This window comes from Micromonospora sp. LZ34 (genome assembly GCF_052981855.1).
Genome location: NZ_JBRIQN010000008.1, coordinates 76,096 through 92,955, shown reverse-complemented (window position 1 = coordinate 92,955; position 16,860 = coordinate 76,096). Strand labels below are relative to the sequence as shown.

The window sequence follows — 16,860 nt, the reverse complement described above, 5'->3', positions numbered from 1 at the left end:
TGTGCGCCGGCTCACCACCTGCCGAACGGCAGGAACGGCGAGGAGTGCGGCCGAATCCGTCCGATCTGCGGGGGTTGGGAGTGCTCCCGGTGCGGGGTGGGGGAGGACACTGACCGCCCAAGGTGCGGTCACTGGTCGCAGTGGGGGAGAATGATGGTTGAGGAGGGGAGTATTCCCTCGCTACGGAGTCGTCAGCACGGTCGAGCGCCGGCCCCCCGGTCGCGCGACCCGGCCCCGTGGGTCGCCGCCCCGCTCGCGGGACGGCGACGGAAGAGACCTCCGACAGTCACCAGAGTCAGCGTCGCCGGCACGCCGCGCCCCGCAGGGGCGTACGGTGTGCCGGACGTTGCGTGTCTGCCGGAGGAATGAACGTTGGACGTGTCCGGACTGGTGTGGGCGGGGACCCTCGTCGCACTGACCGCGATCCTGCTCGTCGACCTGCTGATCATCGGCCGGCGGCCGCACGAGCCGAGTGTGCGCGAGTCGAGCCTCTGGGTCGGCTTCTACGTCGCCCTCGCCCTGATCTTCGGCGCCGGCGTCTGGCTGGCCGCCGGGCCCAGCGCGGCCGGGCAGTTCTACACCGGTTGGCTCACCGAGTACAGCCTCTCGGTGGACAACCTCTTCGTCTTCGTCATCATCATGGCCCGCTTCGCGGTGCCCCGGCAGTACCAGCAGAAGGTGCTGCTCGTCGGCATCGTGCTGGCGCTGGTCATGCGGGGCGGTTTCATCGCCGCCGGCGCGGCGCTGATCTCCCAGTTCTCCTGGGTTTTCTACATCTTCGGCGCGTTCCTCATCTACACCGCGATCAACCTCGCCCGGCAGGGTGAGCCGGACGAGGACGAGTTCACCGAGAACGTGCTGATCCGCTGGAGCCGCAAGGCGCTGCCGATCTCCAAGAACTACGACAGCGCGAAGCTCACCACGCACGAGAACGGCCGGCGGATGTTCACCCCGATGCTGATCGTCATGATCGCGATCGGCACCACCGACCTGATCTTCGCGCTCGACTCGATCCCGGCGATCTTCGGCATCACCCAGGAGCCGTACCTGGTCTTCACCGCGAACGTGTTCGCGCTGATGGGGCTCCGGCAGCTCTACTTCCTGCTCGGCGGCCTGCTGGACCGGCTGATCTACCTCAGCTACGGGCTGGCCGTGGTGCTCGGCTTCATCGGCGTCAAGCTGGTGCTCGAGGCGCTGGCCGACAACAACCTGCCGTTCATCAACGGCGGCGAGCACGTGGGCTGGGCCCCGCACATCCCGATCTGGCTCTCCCTCACGGTCATCCTCGGCACCCTGCTGGTGGCGACGATCGCCAGCCTGGTGAAGTCGTCCCGGGACCGGCGCCGGATGCTGGCCGAGGCGCGCCGTTGACCCACCGGTCGGCCGGCCCGCCCGCGGGGCGTCGAGCCGCGGCTGAGACGTGAGACGAGGGGCGTTCCCGCCAGGGGGCGCCCCTCGGTCGTGCGGGGCGGGTCAGACCCGGTGCGCGCCGACCAGGGTGGCGGTGCGGTCCTCGGGCAGCCGCTCCTCCAGCACCCGCCGGCGCCGGTAGCAGGCGTGCAGCATCCGCCGGTCGTCGCCGGGGCGGGGCGCGGCGGTGACGATGCCGATGTGGTGGATCTTGCGACCGGGGCGGGCGAAGAAGTAGAGGTCGCCGGGGCGTTCCGCGCCCAGTGGCACCGGAGTGGTGGCCTCGGCCTGGTCGTCGGCGTCGCGGGGCAGCACCACGCCGAGCCGCCGCCAGGCCAGGTGCACCAGACCGGAGCAGTCGATGCCGTACGCCGACACCCCGCCCCAGATGTAGACGACGTCGAGCAGCCGGGCGGCGACGGCCAGCACCTCGCCGGCCGTCGGCGGCGTGGTCGGCACCGGCACCGCGTGCGCGGCGGGCAGCCAGAGCGGGTCGGCGTGCCCCGGGGCGTGCACGGGGCGCCACCCGTCCACCGGCGGCCCGGCCGGGGTCAGCCGGGTGCCGAGGATCACGCCGGGCAGCACCACCTCGCCGCCGGGCGTGGCGCGTAGCGCGGTGACCGTGGCGTCGACCACCATCGGGTCGGCGCCGGCCGCCGCGCCGGCCGGGGCGAGCTGGTCGGCGGGCAGCCAGCCGGGGTAGCCGCGCGGATCGAGCTTGGCGGCCGGCTGCTGCACCGCGACCACGTGCGCCCAGCCGTCCGGGCGCACCTCGGTGACCAGCACCCGCTCACCGAGCAGCAACTGGCTCAGCACGCAGTCGCCGACCTGCTGGTCGGTGTTCATGCCGGAGATCCAGGCCGGGATGTCGGTGCGCGCGGCGAGGGCGGGCCGGTCGACCGGGCGTACCGCCTCGGGGGAGGTCCACAGGGTCGCCACGGCGACCCCGACCACGGCCTCGCGACCCGGTTGCAGCTCCACGGTCCACCCCCAGCTCGTGCCGCCTCTTCCCGCGACCCTATGAAAGATTCCAACAGCCATCAACTGGGAGACTGCACTTTTGCTTCATTGACGGCGCTGATCCCGAGGCCCGGAGCGTCCGGCAGCACCACGGTCGCGCCCTCGTAGCGGATCCCGCCGCGCACCGGTGACCAGGCCAGCCACCAGGCGGCGTCCAGGTCGGAGATCGCCGTGGTGCGGTAGGCGGCGACCAGGCTGGCGGCGGCGCCGATGCCCACCTGGCTCTCCATCATGGACCCGACGCTCGTGCCGAGGCCGTGCGCCGCGGCCAGGTCGAGCAGGGTCCGGGCCGGGTGCAGGCCGCCGCACTTGGCGAGCTTGACGTTGACCATGTCGGCGGCCCGGCGGCGGATCACCTCGACCAGGTCCCGCACGCCGAAGACCGACTCGTCGGCGAGGATCGGCACCTGCACCCGGTCGCTGACCCAGGCCAGCCCGTCCAGGTCCCACCGGGGCACCGGCTGCTCGACCAGCTCGACGTCGAGGCCGGCGTCCTCGATGCCCCGGATCACCCGGACCGCCTCGCGCGGCGTCCAACCCTGGTTGGCGTCCAGCCGGATCCGCACCCCGTCGCCCACCGCGGCGCGTACCGCCCGGACCCGCTCCAGGTCGCCGGCGGCGTCGGTGCCCACCTTGAGCTTGAGCACCCCGAACCCCTCGGCCTGCCGCTGCCGGGCCGCGGCCGCCAGGTCCACGGCGTCGCCCGCGGCGAGCGTGACGTCGGTGGGCACCCGCAGGCCGGTGCCGCCGAGCAGCCGCACCAGCGGTACGCCGAGCCGCCGGGCGGCGAGGTCGTGCAGCGCGACGTCGACGGCGGCCTTGGCGGCATCGTTGCCGGCCGCCGCCCGCTGGACCTCGGTGCAGCGGGCCACCAGGTCGTCCGGGTCCCGGCCGGTGAGCATCGGCCCGAGCAGGTCCCGCACGCAGGCCTCGGCGCCGGCGACGGACGCGCCGGTGACCTGCCAGACCTGCGGCGCCTCGCCGAACCCGGAGCGGCCGTCGCCGTCGACCAGCTCGACGACCAGGGTCTGCACGGTGGTGGTCCGGCGCAACGCGGTGACGAACGGAGTGTGCAAGGGGGCGGTGAGCCGGTGGGTGCGTACCGCGGCGATCGTCATGTGCGGCACCCTATATGCGGACGGGCAGCGACAGGGGAGGCCGGATGAGCGAGGGTCACCGAGCGAATCGTCAACGCGGTGCGGCGACGCCGCGCGCCGGCGCCGAGGGAAGCGAGGCGGCGGCGTGAGGGAGCGGGACTGGGCACTGGTGGGCGCGCCGAACGCGCGTGACCTCGGCGGCATGATCGGCGCCGAGGGCCGGCGGGTGCGTCCCGGTGTGCTGATCCGCACCCCGGCGCTGGGCCGGCTCACCGACGAGGACCTGCCGGTGCTGGCCAAGCTCGGCCCGGCCTGCGTGGTCGACCTGCGGGACCTCTCGGAGCAGGTGGTCGCCCCGCCGGACCGGCTGCCCGGCGACCCGCGGGTGCTGCACCTGCCGGTGCACGACGCGGAGCACCCGGTCTTCACCTACGTCTCGGCGGTGCTGCTCGGCCACGACCTGGGCGCGTACGCGCAGCTGGCGGAGCAGGGCACGCCGGCGGCGATGGCGGCCATCTACCGCTGGTTCGTCACCGGGGCGGCGGCCCGGGCGAACTTCGCCGAGGCGGTCCAGGCTGCCGCCCGGCCGGAGAACCTGCCGCTGCTCTACCACTGCTCGGCGGGGAAGGACCGCACCGGCTGGCTCACCGTGGTGCTGCTGCACGCGCTCGGCGTGGACGAGGCCGCGATCCGGGCCGACTACCTGGCGAACAATCCGCTGACCGCGAGTCTGCGCGAGGTGATCCTGGAGGCCATGCGGCAGCGGCAGCCGGCCCTGGACGTGGAGGCGGTGCGGCCGGTGCTGGAGGTGCGCCCCGAGTACCTCGACGCGGCGTACGGGGAGGTGCGCCGGGTGCACGGTTCGTTCGGGGCGTACCTGCGGGACGGGCTCGGGCTGACCGACGAGGTCATCGACTCGCTGCGGGCGCACCTGCTGGAGTGAGCGGCGTCGGGCGGGCGGGGGTGCGGGCGGCCCACCCGGTGACGATCAGGGCCTGCCCGGCGGCGTAGGTCGCCATCACCCAGATCGGCGGTCCGGGCAGGGTGGCCACCTCGGCCACGCCGGTCGCGATGAGCAGGTCCGAGCCGAGGAAGAGCGCGCCGCCGAGGCCGACCCGCCAGCCGTGCGCCGCCGCGGTGGCCGCCATGGTGGCCAGGGCGACCGCGTAGCCGGCCACCGGCACCGCCAGCCCGGCGTCGGTGAGCCCGGCCCACATCCAGGCCAGCGCGGCGGCGGTCAGCACCGCGTACGCCACGGCGACGGCGAGCAGCGGCGGGCGGCGCAGCGCGGCCGCCGCGCCGCCGCGGGTGAAGGCCGCGATGTAGCAGACGTGGGCGGCGAGGAAGAGCGCCATGCCGGTGAGGAAGGCGGCGGTGCCGTCGCCGAGCAGCGCGACGTCGCCGCCGGTGGAGAAGGCCAGCGCGGCGAGGACCAGCCGGGTCGGCCGGGCGCCGCGGTCGGCGGCGGCCCGCCAGAGGTACGCGGCCAGCAGCGGCATCAGCAGCGGCTTGGTGAGCAGTACGGCGAGGTCGCTGTCGGTGGCGTTGGCCAGCAGGTTCGCGCACGTCACCAGGACGAAGGCGGTCAGGATGGTGCGGCTGCGGGGCATCGGTGGCTCCTCGGGGGCGGTGGCCAGCAGCGTAGGCGGTGCGGCAGCCGGGGGCCATCCTCGGAGCGCGGGCTATCCGGCGGTGCGGGGTGAGCCGGTGGGCGGTCCGTCGGTGCGCAGGTCGTTCCGGGCGGCCCAGACGGCGGCGGAGACCTCGGCGATCAGCTGGCAGGCGTCGTCCTCGGGCCCTTCGCCGGTCGGGCCGCCGTCGGCGAGGTCGGTGGTGGTGCAGACGACGATCGCGTACGGGGGCGCGTCGGCGGGGAAGACCACGCCGGCGCCGTGGCGCACCCCGCGGACCCAGCCGTTCTTGTGCGCGATCCGGGTGCCGGCGGGCAGGCCGGCGGCGAGGTCCTCACGGTGTTCCTGGGCGAAGAGCACGTCGAGCATGTCGGCGCAGCCGGCGGGGGAGGCCAGCGGGCCGGGCTGGGTGGCGCCGGTGGCGAGCGCGCCGAGCAGCGCGGCCAGGTCGGCGGCGGTGACCAGGTTGGTGATGCCGGCGTCGCGGGCGGCGAAGTCCTCGATGCCCCGGCCGGTGACCGCGTGCCGGGCCCCGGCGAGCGCCCAGACCTCGGCGACGGCGGGTAGGCCGACGTGGCTGATGAGCAGGTTGGTGGCGAGGTTGCTGGAGCGCACGATCATCCGGTGGGCGAGCCAGCGCAGCGGGGCGGTGCCGCCGACCCGGGCCCAGACCGCGTCGTCGTTGTCGTAGTGCTGCGCGCAGGTGAAGCGGGGGGCGCCCGGCTGCGCCGAGTCGAACGCGTTGCGCACCGGGACCGGGGCGTCCAGGTCGAGGGCGCCCGCCTCGGCGGCCCGGTGCAGGGCGGCGAGCACGGCGACCTTCATGGTGCTCGCCGCGTAGTGGGTGGCGTCGGGCAGCCGGGTCCAGGTGGCGGCCGCGTCGAGCCGGCCGGCGTACGCCGAGACGGTGCCGGGCACCCGGTCCAGCCGGGCGTCGAGGTCATCCCAGGTCATGCCGGTGACCGTAGCCGATCATCGGACCGGCGACCGCGGGGGACGACCCGCCGCGGGTCGCCGGGGCGGCGCGGCGGCCGGGGGCGGCCTACTGTGCGGGGATGACGGTCGCCGCATACGACGCCTACGCCGACTGGTACGAGGACTACGTCAACGACACCTCCGCCGACTACATGGACCGGGTCCGGCAGCGGTTGGGTGAGCTGCTGGGCCGGGGCCCCGGCCGCTGCCTGGACGTCTGCTGCGGCACCGGGGCGCACGCGGCGGAACTGCGCCGGCTGGGCTGGTACCCGGTCGGTGTCGACCTGTCGGCCGGGCAGCTGCGGCACGCCCGCGGCCGGCTGCCGGTCGCGGTGGCCGACGCCGCGGCGGTGCCGGTCGCCGACGGGGCGGTGCCGGCCGCGGTCTGTGTGCTCGCGCACACCGACGTGCCGGACTACGCCGCGGTGGTCGCCGAGGTCGCCCGGGTGCTGTCGCCCGGTGGCCGCTTCGTCCACCTGGGCGTGCATCCCTGCTTCGTGGGGGCGTTCGCCGACCGCTCCGACCCGGCCCGGATCGTGATCGACGAGGGGTACGCGGTGCGCGAGCGCAGCTTCCGGGCGTGGGCGCCGCACGGGGTGCGGGCCCGGGTCGGTGCCTGGCACGTGCCGCTGGCCGACCTGCTCGGCGCCGTGCTGGCGGCCGGCCTGTCGGTGACCCGGGTGGTGGAGTCCGGTTCGGGGCCGGTGCCGGACGTGTTCGGCCTGGCCGCGGTGAAGCCGACCTGACCGCCGGCCGGGCGCCGGCACCTGTCGGCCGCCGCCGTTCGGAGAAACGACGCGGGGCCGGCCCGCGCGTGGCGGACCGGCCCCGGCCGGTACGGCGGTTGCTCAGCCGGCGTGCTTGCGGCGGGCGGCGGCCCGGCCGCGGAGCTGCTGGTCGAGCACCACCTTGCGGATCCGGACCGCGGCCGGGGTCACCTCGACGCACTCGTCCTCGCGGCAGAACTCGAGCGCCTGCTCCAGCGACAGCTTGCGCGGCGGGATCAGCTTCTCGGTCTCGTCGGCGGTCGACGAGCGCATGTTGGTGAGCTTCTTCTCCTTGGTGATGTTGACGTCCATGTCGTCGGAGCGGGAGTTCTCCCCGACGATCATGCCCTCGTACACCTCGGTGCCCGGCTCGACGAAGAGCTGGCCACGCTCCTGGAGGTTGGTCATCGCGAACGCGGTGACCGCGCCGGCCCGGTCGGCGACCAGCGACCCGTTGTTGCGGGTGCGCAGCTCGCCGAACCACGGCTCGTACGACTCGAAGACGTGGTGCAGGATGCCGGTGCCCCGGGTCTCGGTGAGGAACTCGGTGCGGAAGCCGATCAGCCCGCGGGCGGGGACCAGCCACTCCATCCGGATCCAGCCGGTGCCGTGGTTGACCAGCTGCTCCATCCGGCCCTTGCGGGTGGCCAGCAGCTGGGTGATCGCGCCCAGGTACTCCTCCGGGGCGTCGATGGTCAGCCGCTCGACCGGCTCGCAGGTCTTGCCGTCGATCTCCTTGGTGACCACCTGCGGCTTGCCGACGGTCAGCTCGTAGGACTCGCGGCGCATCTGCTCGACCAGGATGGCCAGCGCCAGCTCACCGCGGCCCTGCACCTCCCAGGCGTCCGGCCGCTCGGTGGGCAGCACCCGCAGCGACACGTTGCCGACCAGTTCCTTGTCCAGGCGGTCCTTGACCATCCGGGCGGTGACCTTGGCGCCCTTGACCCGGCCGACCAGCGGCGAGGTGTTGGTGCCGATGGTCATCGAGATGGCCGGCTCGTCGACGGTGATCAGCGGCAGCGGCTGCGGGTTCTCCGCGTCGGCCAGGGTCTCGCCGATCATGATCTCGGGGATGCCGGCGACCGCGATGATGTCGCCCGGGCCGGCCGAGTCGGCCGGCTTGCGCTCCAGGCCCTCGGTCATCAGCATCTCGGAGATGCGCACCCGCTGGGTGCTGCCGTCGGTGCGGCACCAGGCCACGGTCTGGCCCTTGCTGATGGTGCCCTGGCGCACCCGGCACAGCGCCAGCCGGCCGAGGAACGGCGAGGCGTCGAGGTTGGTCACGTGCGCCTGCAGCGGCGCGTCCTCCTCGTACGCGGGCGGCGGGATGGTGTCCAGCAGGGTGCGGAACAGCGGCTCGAGGCTGTGGCTGTCGTCGGGCACCGCGCCGTCGGCGGGCTGGGTCAGCGAGGCGATGCCGTCGCGGGCGCAGGCGTAGACGATCGGGAAGTCGATCTGCTCCTCGTCGGCGTCCAGGTCGAGGAAGAGCTCGTAGGTGTCGTCCACGACCTCCTTGATCCGGGCGTCCGGCCGGTCCACCTTGTTGATCACCAGGATGATCGGCATGCGTGCCTTGAGCGCCTTGCGGAGCACGAACCGGGTCTGCGGCAGCGGACCCTCGCTGGCGTCCACCAGCAGCACCACGCCGTCGACCATGGTCAGGCCGCGCTCCACCTCGCCGCCGAAGTCGGCGTGCCCCGGGGTGTCGATGATGTTGATGGTGACCGGGTCGGAGCCGTCCGCCGGCAGGTAGCGCACGCCGGTGTTCTTGGCCAGGATGGTGATGCCCTTTTCCCGCTCGAGGTCCATCGAGTCCATGACCCGCTCGGTCGTCTCGCCGCGGGCGCCGTAGGCGCCGGCCTGCCGCAACATGGCGTCGACCAGGGTCGTCTTGCCGTGGTCGACGTGGGCGATGATGGCGACGTTGCGGAGGTCGGTGCGAAGCTGCATACCCTCCATACTCTCCTGTCTGCGGTTGCCGGGGTCCGGTCGGGGTCAACCCCCAGATGGCCCGGGTCTCTGGCGAAACTCCTGTCCCAGCCGCTCGGACGGCTGGCATGCTGACCCTCGTGTTCATGGGGGCCGAGTGCACGACCTGCTGACGTCTCTGCAGGGCCTGCCGGCCCTGCTGATCTACCTGGTCGCCGCGCTGATCGTCGCGGCGGAGACCGCCGTGATCTTCGGACTGCTGGTGCCGGGCGAGGCGACCCTGCTGCTGGTCGGCTTCCTAGCGTACGCGGGGACGCTACGGCTCGCCCCTACGCTGCTGGTGATGGTGGTCGCCGCGGTGATCGGCGACACACTCGCCTTCCGCGCCGGCCGGCGGTACGGGCCGCGGCTGCGCGCCAGCCGGCTCGGCGCCCGGGTCGGCCCGCACCGGTGGAGCCGGGCGGAGGCGATGCTCGGCCGGCTCGGCGGGCGCGGGGTGTTCACCGCCCGCTGGGTGGCCTTCGCCCGCACCCTGGTGCCCCGGCTGGCCGGCGCGGCGGGCATGCCGTACCGGCGGTTCGCGCCGTGGAACGCGGCCGGGGTGGCCACCTGGGTGGGCGGGTCGGTGCTGGTGGGCTACCTGGCCGGCGAGTCGTACGAGACGGTGTCCCGGCTGCTGGGCCGGGCCACCGGGGCGGTGCTGGTGCTGCTGGCCGCGCTGGTCGCGGTGGTGCTGGCCGGGCGGTGGCTGGGCCGCAACCCGGACCCGGCCCGGGCGCTGCTGTCCCGGGCCGCCGGGCTGCCGCCGGTGCGCTGGCTCAGCGCCCGGTACGGCATCCTGTTCTTCCTGCTCGCCATGCGTATCGGGCCGGCCTGGACGCTGCTGCTCAACCTGGTCGCCGGGCTGCTGCTGCTCTTCGTCGCCGGGCTGGCCATCGCCTGGCTGCTCGGCGTGGTGGTACGGCACAGCGGGCTGGCCGTGGTCGACGGGGCGATCGCCGAGTGGTTCGCCGACCGGCGTACCCCGGGGGCGGTGGACGCCGCCCTCGCGGTGGTCTCGGTGCTGCGCGGCTCGTTCCTGATCGTGGTGGTGGCGGTGCTGGCCGCGGTGCTGGCCTGGCGGCACCGGCCCTGGCAGGCCGACCTGCTCAGCGTTGTCGGCACGGCCGGGGCGTTCATGCCGCTGGTGGTGCTGGCCGTGGTGGCCGACCTCGCCGGTCCCGGCGGCGGGGCTGTCCTGTTCCCGACCCAGACCGCGGTGGTGACCGCGAGCCTGTGCACCCTCGCCTGGCTGGTGTCCCGGCAGGCCCGCTGGCCGGTGGCGGTGGCCGCCTGGACGGCCGCCGCGGCCGGGGTGGTGGGCCTCGGCGGCGCCCGCCTCTACCTGGGGCTGAGCACCGCCAGCGGGATCGCCGGCTCGGTGCTGCTCGGGGTCGCCTGGACGACCGTGTTCATGGTGGCCTGGGCCACCCGCGACCGGGCGGTGGGCGGTGCCCGGGAGCCGGTGGACGAGCCGGACGCGCTGTCGCCGGGACCCCGCCGGCCGGTCCGGCCCTGTTAGGGTGCGGCCACCGCACGGGGGAGGGTCGGGATGCGTCGACGCACGGATCGGCTGGCGGCCGTGCTGCTGGTCGGGGCGCTGCTGGCCGGGACGGTGGCCGGCTGCGCCGGGCAGCGGGCCGGGGCGGACAACCCGACCGCGCCGGTGGCCGCGCCCGCCACGCTGCCGGGCGACCCGGCCGAGGGCGGGCCCGGCGGGGAACCGTCGGCCGAGCCGAGCGCGGTCGAGGCGATGGGGGCCGCGCCCAGCCGCACCGCGTCGCCGAGCGCCACCCCGAGCCGTACGCCGACCCGGGCGACCAGACCACGACCGGTGGCCAAGCCGCCGACCGAGACGAAGGTGCCGCCGGCGCCGCCGAAGCCGCCGTCGAACGACTGCGAGCCCAGCTACCAGGGCAGCCAGGCGACCCGGGCGCAGGTCAAGACGGCGCTGACCGACGCGGCGGCGAAGGCGTACTGGCCGACCTCCGCCCCGAGCATCAGGATCCCGCTGAACCTGGTCAAGGCGACCGCGTGGCAGGAGAGCGGCTGGCAGTCCAACATCGTCGCCTGCGACGGCGGGATCGGGCTGATGCAGGTGATGCCGGCCACCGCCGACTGGATGAACCAGCGGTTCGGGCAGAGCTACGACGTGCGCGACTACCGCGACAACGCCTACCTCGGCGCCAACTACCTGGCCTGGCTCACCAAGTACATCGGGGACATGTACTTCGAGGCCGACTACCGCCTCGATGCCGCCCTGTGCACCGCCGAACTGGATTCCTGCCTGCTCAACGCGGTCATCGCGGCGTACAACTACGGCCACGGCGCGGTCGCGGTGGAGGGGGAGCCGCTGGCCGTCCCCAACCCGAGCTACGTGCGCAACGTGCGGGCGCTGATGACCGAGTGCGTCTGCCTGGGCTACTGAGCCCACGGCGGGGTCGGGGCGCTGCCGCCTCGACCCCCGGCCGGGCTCAGTGCCGGGCGGCCACCGGCTCACCGCGCGCCGGGTCGCCCTCGACGGTGGGCCGCTCGATCCGGCCCGGCCACCAGAACCGGTCGCCGAGCAGGAGCGCGAGCGCCGGCACGAGCACCGTCCGGACCAGCAGGGTGTCGAGCAGGACGCCGATGCAGACGATGATCCCGATCTGGGTGAGCAGGATCAGCGGCAGCACCCCCAGCACGGCGAAGACCGCCGCGAGCAGCACCCCGGCGCTGGTGATCACCCCGCCGGTCACCCGGAGCGCGGAGAGCGTGCCGGCGCGGGTGCCGGTGGCGCGGGCGTCCTCGCGGGCCCGGGTGACCAGGAAGATGTTGTAGTCCACCCCGAGGGCGACCAGGAACACGAAGGCGAGCAGCAGCACCTGACTGTCCAGCGCGGGGAACCCGAGCAGGTGGTCGAAGAGCAGCCAGGCCGCGCCCAGGCTGGCGAAGAACGACGCGATCACGGTGAGCACCAGCAGCACCGGGGCGAGCAGGCCGCGCAGCAGCAGCACCAGCACGGCGCCGACGAGCAGCAGGATGATCGGCAGGATCAGCCGCAGGTCCCGGCCGTTGGCCTCGTCGGAGTCGTAGGTGCCGGCGACCGTGCCACCGACGACCGCCCCGGCGAAGGCGTCCGCGCCGTCGACCGCGGGCGGGGCGGAGCCGGGCACCGCGGCGACCGCGTCGCGCAACGCCTCGATGGTCCGGTCCGAGGCGGCCGTGCCGGGTTCGGTGTCGAGCACCACGTCGACCTGGGCGACCGCCGCGCCCGCCGCGCCGGGGCGCGCGGAGGCGACGCCCGGGACGCCTGTGGCGGCGTCGGTGACGGCCCGCACCGCCGAGGGCGTGGTGAGCACGGCGACCGGCTGGGTCGTACCGGCGGGGAAGGCCCGGGCGAGGGTCTGCGCGCCGGCGACCGCCTCGGGCTCGACCCGGAACTGCTCGGTCTCCGACAGTCCGGTGCGGATGCCGAGCCCGCCGAGGGCGAGCCCGGCCAGCAGCAGCACCGCGGCCGCCGCGACCGGCGCGGGGCGGCGCTCGACGGCGGCGCCGAGCCGGCCCCAGAGCCGGCCCTCGCGGACCGCGCCGCCGACCCGGGGCACGAACGGCCAGAACAGGCCGCGGCCGAAGAGCACCAGCGCCGCGGGGAGGACGAACAGCGCCGACGCCATGGCGAGGACGACGCCGGTCGCGCAGGCCACGGCGAGGGCCCGGTTGAGTTCCTGCTCGGACAGCAACAGGGTGAGCACGCCGAGGACGACGGTGCAGCCGCTGGCCAGGATGGGCTCGGCGGTGCGGCGCAGCGCGGCCCGCATCGCCACGAACCGGTCCGCCTCGCGCCGCAGCTCCTCCCGGTAGCGGGCGATGAGCAGCAGCGCGTAGTCGGTGGCCGCGCCGAAGACCAGGACGCTGGCGATGCCGGTGACGGCGCCGCCGGGGAGGTTGATGCCGACCGCCGGGACGATCGTGTCGAGGGCGCGCAGGGTGAGCTGCTCGGTCGCCGCGACGACGAGCAGGGGCACGATCCACAGGAACGGGCTGCGGTAGGTGATCAGCAGCAGCAGCGCGACCACGGACGCGGTGACGACGAGCAGCGTGGTGTCGGCGCCGTCGAAGACCTTCGCCAGGTCGGTGGTGAACGCGGGCCCGCCGGTCACGGCGACGGTGAGCGCCTCGGGCAAGTCGTCCAGAGACGCGCGGAGGTCGTCGACCCGGCTGGCGATCTCCTCCTGACCGCCGGCGGTCGACAGCGGCACGGCGACGAGGGCGACGGTGCCGTCCGGGGAGACCTGCGGCGGGCTGACCCGGCCGCCGACGGCGAACCGGCCGAGGTCGCCCGACCGCCCGGTGAGCGCCGCGCGGTCGGCCGCGGTGAGCGGGGCGCCGTCGACGCGGCTGACCACGACGACCGCCGGCTGGACCTCGCGCGAGGGCAACTGCTCCTGCAGGCGCTCGACCTGGGTCGACTGCCACTGCAGCGACAGGCCGGTGGACGAGACGGGCGCCGGGTTGTCGGGCGTGGGCAGGCCGAAGACGGCCGCGCCGACGACGATCGCGGCGACCACGGTGAGCCAGGCGGCCAGCCGGCCGCGGGCGACGCGGGTGAACAGGGACACGGGTGCCTCCCGGTCTTCGGGCCGGCGGGGCGGCGTCCACGCACCACATCTCCCGGCTGGCAAGTATCTCGATAGCCGAGATTATCGGCCGGTGAGTTAGGCTGCAACTCGAGACGGACGGCGGGAAGGCGGACGTGGCGCACGACATGTACCGGCGGCGGGAGACCCCGCGCGAGCGGCTGGTCGCCGAGATCACCGCGGAGCTGCGCCGCTACTCCAGCGACGCCCAGCACGTCGGGCACGCCTTCGCCGCCCTGCACGGGCTGGGCGCCACCGACCTGCAGGCGCTGATCGCGGTGATGGACGCCGAACTGGCCGGCCAGCCGATCACCCCCGGGCGCCTCGGCGAGCAGCTCAACCTCTCCTCCGGCTCGGTCACCGCGCTGATCGACCGGCTGGAACGGGCCGGGCACATCCGGCGCGACCGGGACACCGCCGACCGGCGCAAGGTCTTCCTGCGCTACGCCGACCGGGGCGCCGAACTGGCGCTGGACTTCTTCCGGCCGCTGGGCCGGCGTACCGACGAGGTGATGTCCGGGTTCACCGACGACGAACTGGCGGTGGTGCACCGGTTCATGTCCGCGATGGGCGCCTCGCTGCGCGAGCACCGCGACGCCGTCCGGGCGGCCCGATCCGCCCCGCCCCGCCGCCCGGGCTGACCAAGGTGCTGGACCGGCTCGCCACCCGGGTCGCCACGGCGGTGCTGCGGCTGCCGGCCGCGCGTACCCGGCGGGTCACCCTGACCCGGGACGTCCCGGTGCGGGTCCGCGACGGCGTGGCGCTGCGCACCGACCACTACGCCCCCGACCTGCCCGGCGCGCCGGTCGTGCTGATCCGCACCCCGTACGGGCGGGGCGGGCCGATGCGGCTGCTCGGCCGGCTCGCCGCCGAGCGGGGCTTCCACGTGGTGATCCAGTCCTGCCGCGGCACGCACGGCTCGGGCGGGGTGTTCGAACCGCTGGTGCACGAGCGCCACGACGGACTGGACACCCTGGACTGGCTGCGCCGCCAGCGCTGGTGGACCGGGGCGTTCGGCATGTTCGGCGCCAGCTACCAGGGCTTCGTGCAGTGGGCCCTGGCCGCCGACGCGGGCGACGAGCTGCGGGCGATGGTGGCCGTGGTGACCGCCTCGGCCACCCGGGACTCCACCTACGCCGGGGACTCGTTCGCCCTCGACACCGTGCTCACCTGGGCGGAGCTGCTGCAGGCGCAGACCGTGCCCTGGCTGGCCCGGCAGTGGGAACTCAAGCGCGGGCAGCCCCGGCTGACCGCCGCCCTGGCCCACCTGCCGCTGGCCGAGGCGGACCGGATCGCCACCGGGGTGACGGTGCCGTTCTTCCAGGAGTGGCTGCGCCACCACACCCCGGCCGCCGACTACTGGCGGACCCGGGTCTTCGACGACCGGATCGGGCAGGTGCGCGCGCCGGTGGCGATGGTCGGCGGCTGGCACGACATCTTCCTGCCGGCCCAGCTGCGCGACTTCGCCGCCCTGCGCGCCGCCGGGGCCCGCCCCCGGCTGACTGTCGGGCCGTGGACGCACGGCAGCCCGGGGTTGTTCGTCGCGGCCCTGCGCGACGGGCTGGACTGGCTCGACGAGCACCTCGCCGGCCGCCCGGCGGGCCGGACCGCCCCGGTGCGGGTGCACGTCGGCGGCGTCGGCGGTGGCTGGCGGGACCTGCCCGACTGGCCGCCGCCGGCCACGCCGACCCGGTGGCACCTGCACCCGGCCGGCGCGCTGGCCACCGATCCGCCGGTGCCGTCGACGCCGGACGGGTTCTGGTACGACCCGGCCGATCCCACCCCCTCGCTCGGCGGCCCGCTGCTCGTCGCCCAGCGCGCCGGGCCGGTCGACAACCGCCCGGTGGAGGCCCGGCCCGACGTGCTCACCTGGACCAGCCCGCCGTTCGCCGGCCCGGTCGAGGTGGCCGGGCCGGTGCACACCGAGATCCACGTGCGCAGCGAGCTGTCGTACCTGGACGTCTTCGTGCGACTGTGCGACGTGGACCGGCGCGGCCGGTCCTGGAACGTCTGCGACGGGCTGGTCCGCATCGAGCCGGGGCGCTATCCGGTCGACGCCGCCGGCGCCGTGCGGGTGCCGGTGGAGCTGTGGCCCACGGCGCACCGGTTCGCGGCCGGGCACCGGTTGCGCCTGCAGGTCTCCGGCGGCGCCCACCCCCGGTACGCGCGCAACCCCGGCACCGGCGAACCGCTCGGCACCGCCGTCACGCTGCGTGCCGGCCGTCGGGAGATCCTGCACGATCCGGAGCACCCGTCGGCGGTCGTCCTGCCCGTCGTCCACTCCGGTCGACACCTGCCTCCACGGTGAACTGACCCCGTTTGAACTGGGCGTTTGTCCATTGACGGGGTTATCGTTGAGCAACGCCCGGCGCTGTGCACCAGTTGGCCGGGCCCGCGCGTGGAGCCCCCTCACCGCGTACGCGGTGTCACTGTCGTGCCCGGCCCCCGACCCGACTAGGGGGACCCATGACGCGCGCACCCACCAATCTGCTGACCGTGCGCACCCTGCTGCTCACCCATCTCAACGTCGATCCCAACCGGGTACGGAGCCAGGACCTCGAACCGGCCGAGGTCGGCATCGTCGGGGACTCCGCCCACCGCGGGGGCTACCACTGCGGTTCCGACCGGGTGGTCACCAACGACTACTCGGTGGTGGAGTCGCCCCGGGACCGCAACGGCCTCACCCTGGACGCCGCGGCGCTCGATGTCGGGCAGTTCGAGGTCAGCTCCGGCGGACGCACCCACGACCTGCGCAGCTTCTCCGCCTGGTGCGTCGGCCAGTGCGCCGCCAACGCCCCGGACACCCGGGACATCCGGGAACTCATCTACTCCCCGGACGGCAGGGTCGTCCGGCGGTGGGACCGGCTCGGCCGGCGCAGCACCGGCGACGACTCCCACCTGTGGCACACCCACTTCAGCTTCTTCCGCGACGCGATCAAGGCGGGCCGGGACCAGACCCCGCTGTTCCGTCGCTACCTGACCACCATCGGCCTCATCGAGGGAGACGACATGACCCCGCAGGAGCACGCCTGGCTGGAGACCATCCACCGCAACCTGACCGTCCTGGACGGCCGCAACCCGGTCGGGCAGATCTACACCCGGATGGCGCTGGGGGAGGACCACCTCGATACCAGCTACGTCGTACCGCACCCGAGCCTGAAGACCCTCGGCGCCCAACTCGGCGCCGTGCAGTCCGCGCTGACCGCGCTCGCCGGCAAGGACCTCACCGACGAACCGGCGATCGTCGCCGGGGTGCTGGCCGGGCTGACCCCGGAGAAGATCGCCGCGGCGATCCCACCCACGCTGGCCCGACAGGTCGCCGACGAACTGGCCCGACGGCTGGCCGCCTGACCCGACCGCCGGCGCGGCACCC

General features: G+C 74.6%; 14 protein-coding genes. 8 read left to right on the top strand and 6 right to left on the bottom strand.

All coding sequences use genetic code 11. The annotated features are described in order from the left end of the window. Positions 1 to 372 precede the first annotated feature (372 nt). Entirely contained in the window at positions 373 to 1,371 is a 999-nt protein-coding gene (locus ACVCAH_RS11750; protein ID WP_447136113.1) for a TerC family protein, read from the top strand. Positions 1,372 to 1,473: 102 nt separating this feature from the next. On the opposite strand, the gene ACVCAH_RS11745 is transcribed toward ACVCAH_RS11750, so the two are convergent. Further along, on the bottom strand, positions 1,474 to 2,391 hold the full coding sequence (locus ACVCAH_RS11745) for a C40 family peptidase (protein WP_447136112.1): 918 nt from the start codon (positions 2,389 to 2,391) through the stop codon (positions 1,474 to 1,476). 59 nt (positions 2,392 to 2,450) lie between these two features. Next, positions 2,451 to 3,548 (bottom strand): mandelate racemase/muconate lactonizing enzyme family protein, encoded by a 1,098-nt coding sequence (locus ACVCAH_RS11740; RefSeq protein WP_447136111.1) that lies wholly within the window; start codon positions 3,546 to 3,548, stop codon positions 2,451 to 2,453. Positions 3,549 to 3,672: 124 nt separating this feature from the next. Here ACVCAH_RS11740 and ACVCAH_RS11735 point away from each other — a divergent pair, with 124 nt between their 5' ends. Beyond that, the gene (locus ACVCAH_RS11735) at positions 3,673 to 4,470 is read left to right on the top strand and encodes a tyrosine-protein phosphatase (protein ID WP_447136110.1); all 798 of its coding nucleotides are present in this window, start codon (positions 3,673 to 3,675) and stop codon (positions 4,468 to 4,470) included. Here ACVCAH_RS11735 and ACVCAH_RS11730 read toward each other — a convergent pair. Both ACVCAH_RS11730 and ACVCAH_RS11725 read right to left on the bottom strand, forming a co-directional pair. After that, the gene (locus tag ACVCAH_RS11730) at positions 4,436 to 5,137 is read right to left on the bottom strand and encodes a lysoplasmalogenase (RefSeq protein ID WP_447136109.1); all 702 of its coding nucleotides are present in this window, start codon (positions 5,135 to 5,137) and stop codon (positions 4,436 to 4,438) included. The genes ACVCAH_RS11735 and ACVCAH_RS11730 overlap by 35 nt on opposite strands. Before the next feature lie 72 nt (positions 5,138 to 5,209). Next, on the bottom strand, positions 5,210 to 6,112 hold the full coding sequence (locus ACVCAH_RS11725) for a serine hydrolase (RefSeq protein WP_447136108.1): 903 nt from the start codon (positions 6,110 to 6,112) through the stop codon (positions 5,210 to 5,212). 101 nt (positions 6,113 to 6,213) lie between these two features. On the opposite strand from ACVCAH_RS11725, the gene ACVCAH_RS11720 reads away from it, so the two are divergent. Then, the gene (locus ACVCAH_RS11720; RefSeq protein WP_447136107.1) at positions 6,214 to 6,879 is read left to right on the top strand and encodes a class I SAM-dependent methyltransferase; all 666 of its coding nucleotides are present in this window, start codon (positions 6,214 to 6,216) and stop codon (positions 6,877 to 6,879) included. Between the two features lie 102 nt (positions 6,880 to 6,981). On the opposite strand, the gene typA is transcribed toward ACVCAH_RS11720, so the two are convergent. Beyond that, the gene (gene typA, locus ACVCAH_RS11715; protein WP_447136106.1) at positions 6,982 to 8,850 is read right to left on the bottom strand and encodes a translational GTPase TypA; all 1,869 of its coding nucleotides are present in this window, start codon (positions 8,848 to 8,850) and stop codon (positions 6,982 to 6,984) included. Between the two features lie 136 nt (positions 8,851 to 8,986). On the opposite strand from typA, the gene ACVCAH_RS11710 reads away from it, so the two are divergent. Together ACVCAH_RS11710 and ACVCAH_RS11705 are read left to right on the top strand one after the other, a co-directional pair. After that, positions 8,987 to 10,390 carry a DedA family protein gene (locus ACVCAH_RS11710; protein ID WP_447136105.1) on the top strand — a complete coding sequence of 468 codons (1,404 nt, stop codon included), beginning with the start codon at positions 8,987 to 8,989 and terminating at the stop codon, positions 10,388 to 10,390. Positions 10,391 to 10,420: 30 nt separating this feature from the next. Next, positions 10,421 to 11,296, top strand: coding sequence for a transglycosylase SLT domain-containing protein (locus ACVCAH_RS11705; protein WP_447136104.1), 876 nt, complete (start codon positions 10,421 to 10,423; stop codon positions 11,294 to 11,296). A 46-nt stretch (positions 11,297 to 11,342) separates the two neighbouring features. Here ACVCAH_RS11705 and ACVCAH_RS11700 read toward each other — a convergent pair whose 3' ends face one another. Beyond that, positions 11,343 to 13,469, bottom strand: coding sequence for an MMPL family transporter (locus tag ACVCAH_RS11700; RefSeq protein WP_447136103.1), 2,127 nt, complete (start codon positions 13,467 to 13,469; stop codon positions 11,343 to 11,345). A gap of 146 nt (positions 13,470 to 13,615) precedes the next feature. Between ACVCAH_RS11700 and ACVCAH_RS11695 the strand changes: the two genes are divergently transcribed. The 3 genes from ACVCAH_RS11695 to ACVCAH_RS11685 all read left to right on the top strand — a co-directional run bounded on the left by ACVCAH_RS11695 (position 13,616) and on the right by ACVCAH_RS11685 (position 16,838). Next, positions 13,616 to 14,128 carry a MarR family winged helix-turn-helix transcriptional regulator gene (locus ACVCAH_RS11695; protein ID WP_447136223.1) on the top strand — a complete coding sequence of 171 codons (513 nt, stop codon included), beginning with the start codon at positions 13,616 to 13,618 and terminating at the stop codon, positions 14,126 to 14,128. A 5-nt stretch (positions 14,129 to 14,133) separates the two neighbouring features. Then, the gene (locus tag ACVCAH_RS11690; RefSeq protein ID WP_447136102.1) at positions 14,134 to 15,795 is read left to right on the top strand and encodes a CocE/NonD family hydrolase; all 1,662 of its coding nucleotides are present in this window, start codon (positions 14,134 to 14,136) and stop codon (positions 15,793 to 15,795) included. 158 nt (positions 15,796 to 15,953) lie between these two features. Next, positions 15,954 to 16,838 (top strand): hypothetical protein, encoded by an 885-nt coding sequence (locus ACVCAH_RS11685; RefSeq protein ID WP_447136101.1) that lies wholly within the window; start codon positions 15,954 to 15,956, stop codon positions 16,836 to 16,838. Positions 16,839 to 16,860 lie beyond the last annotated feature (22 nt).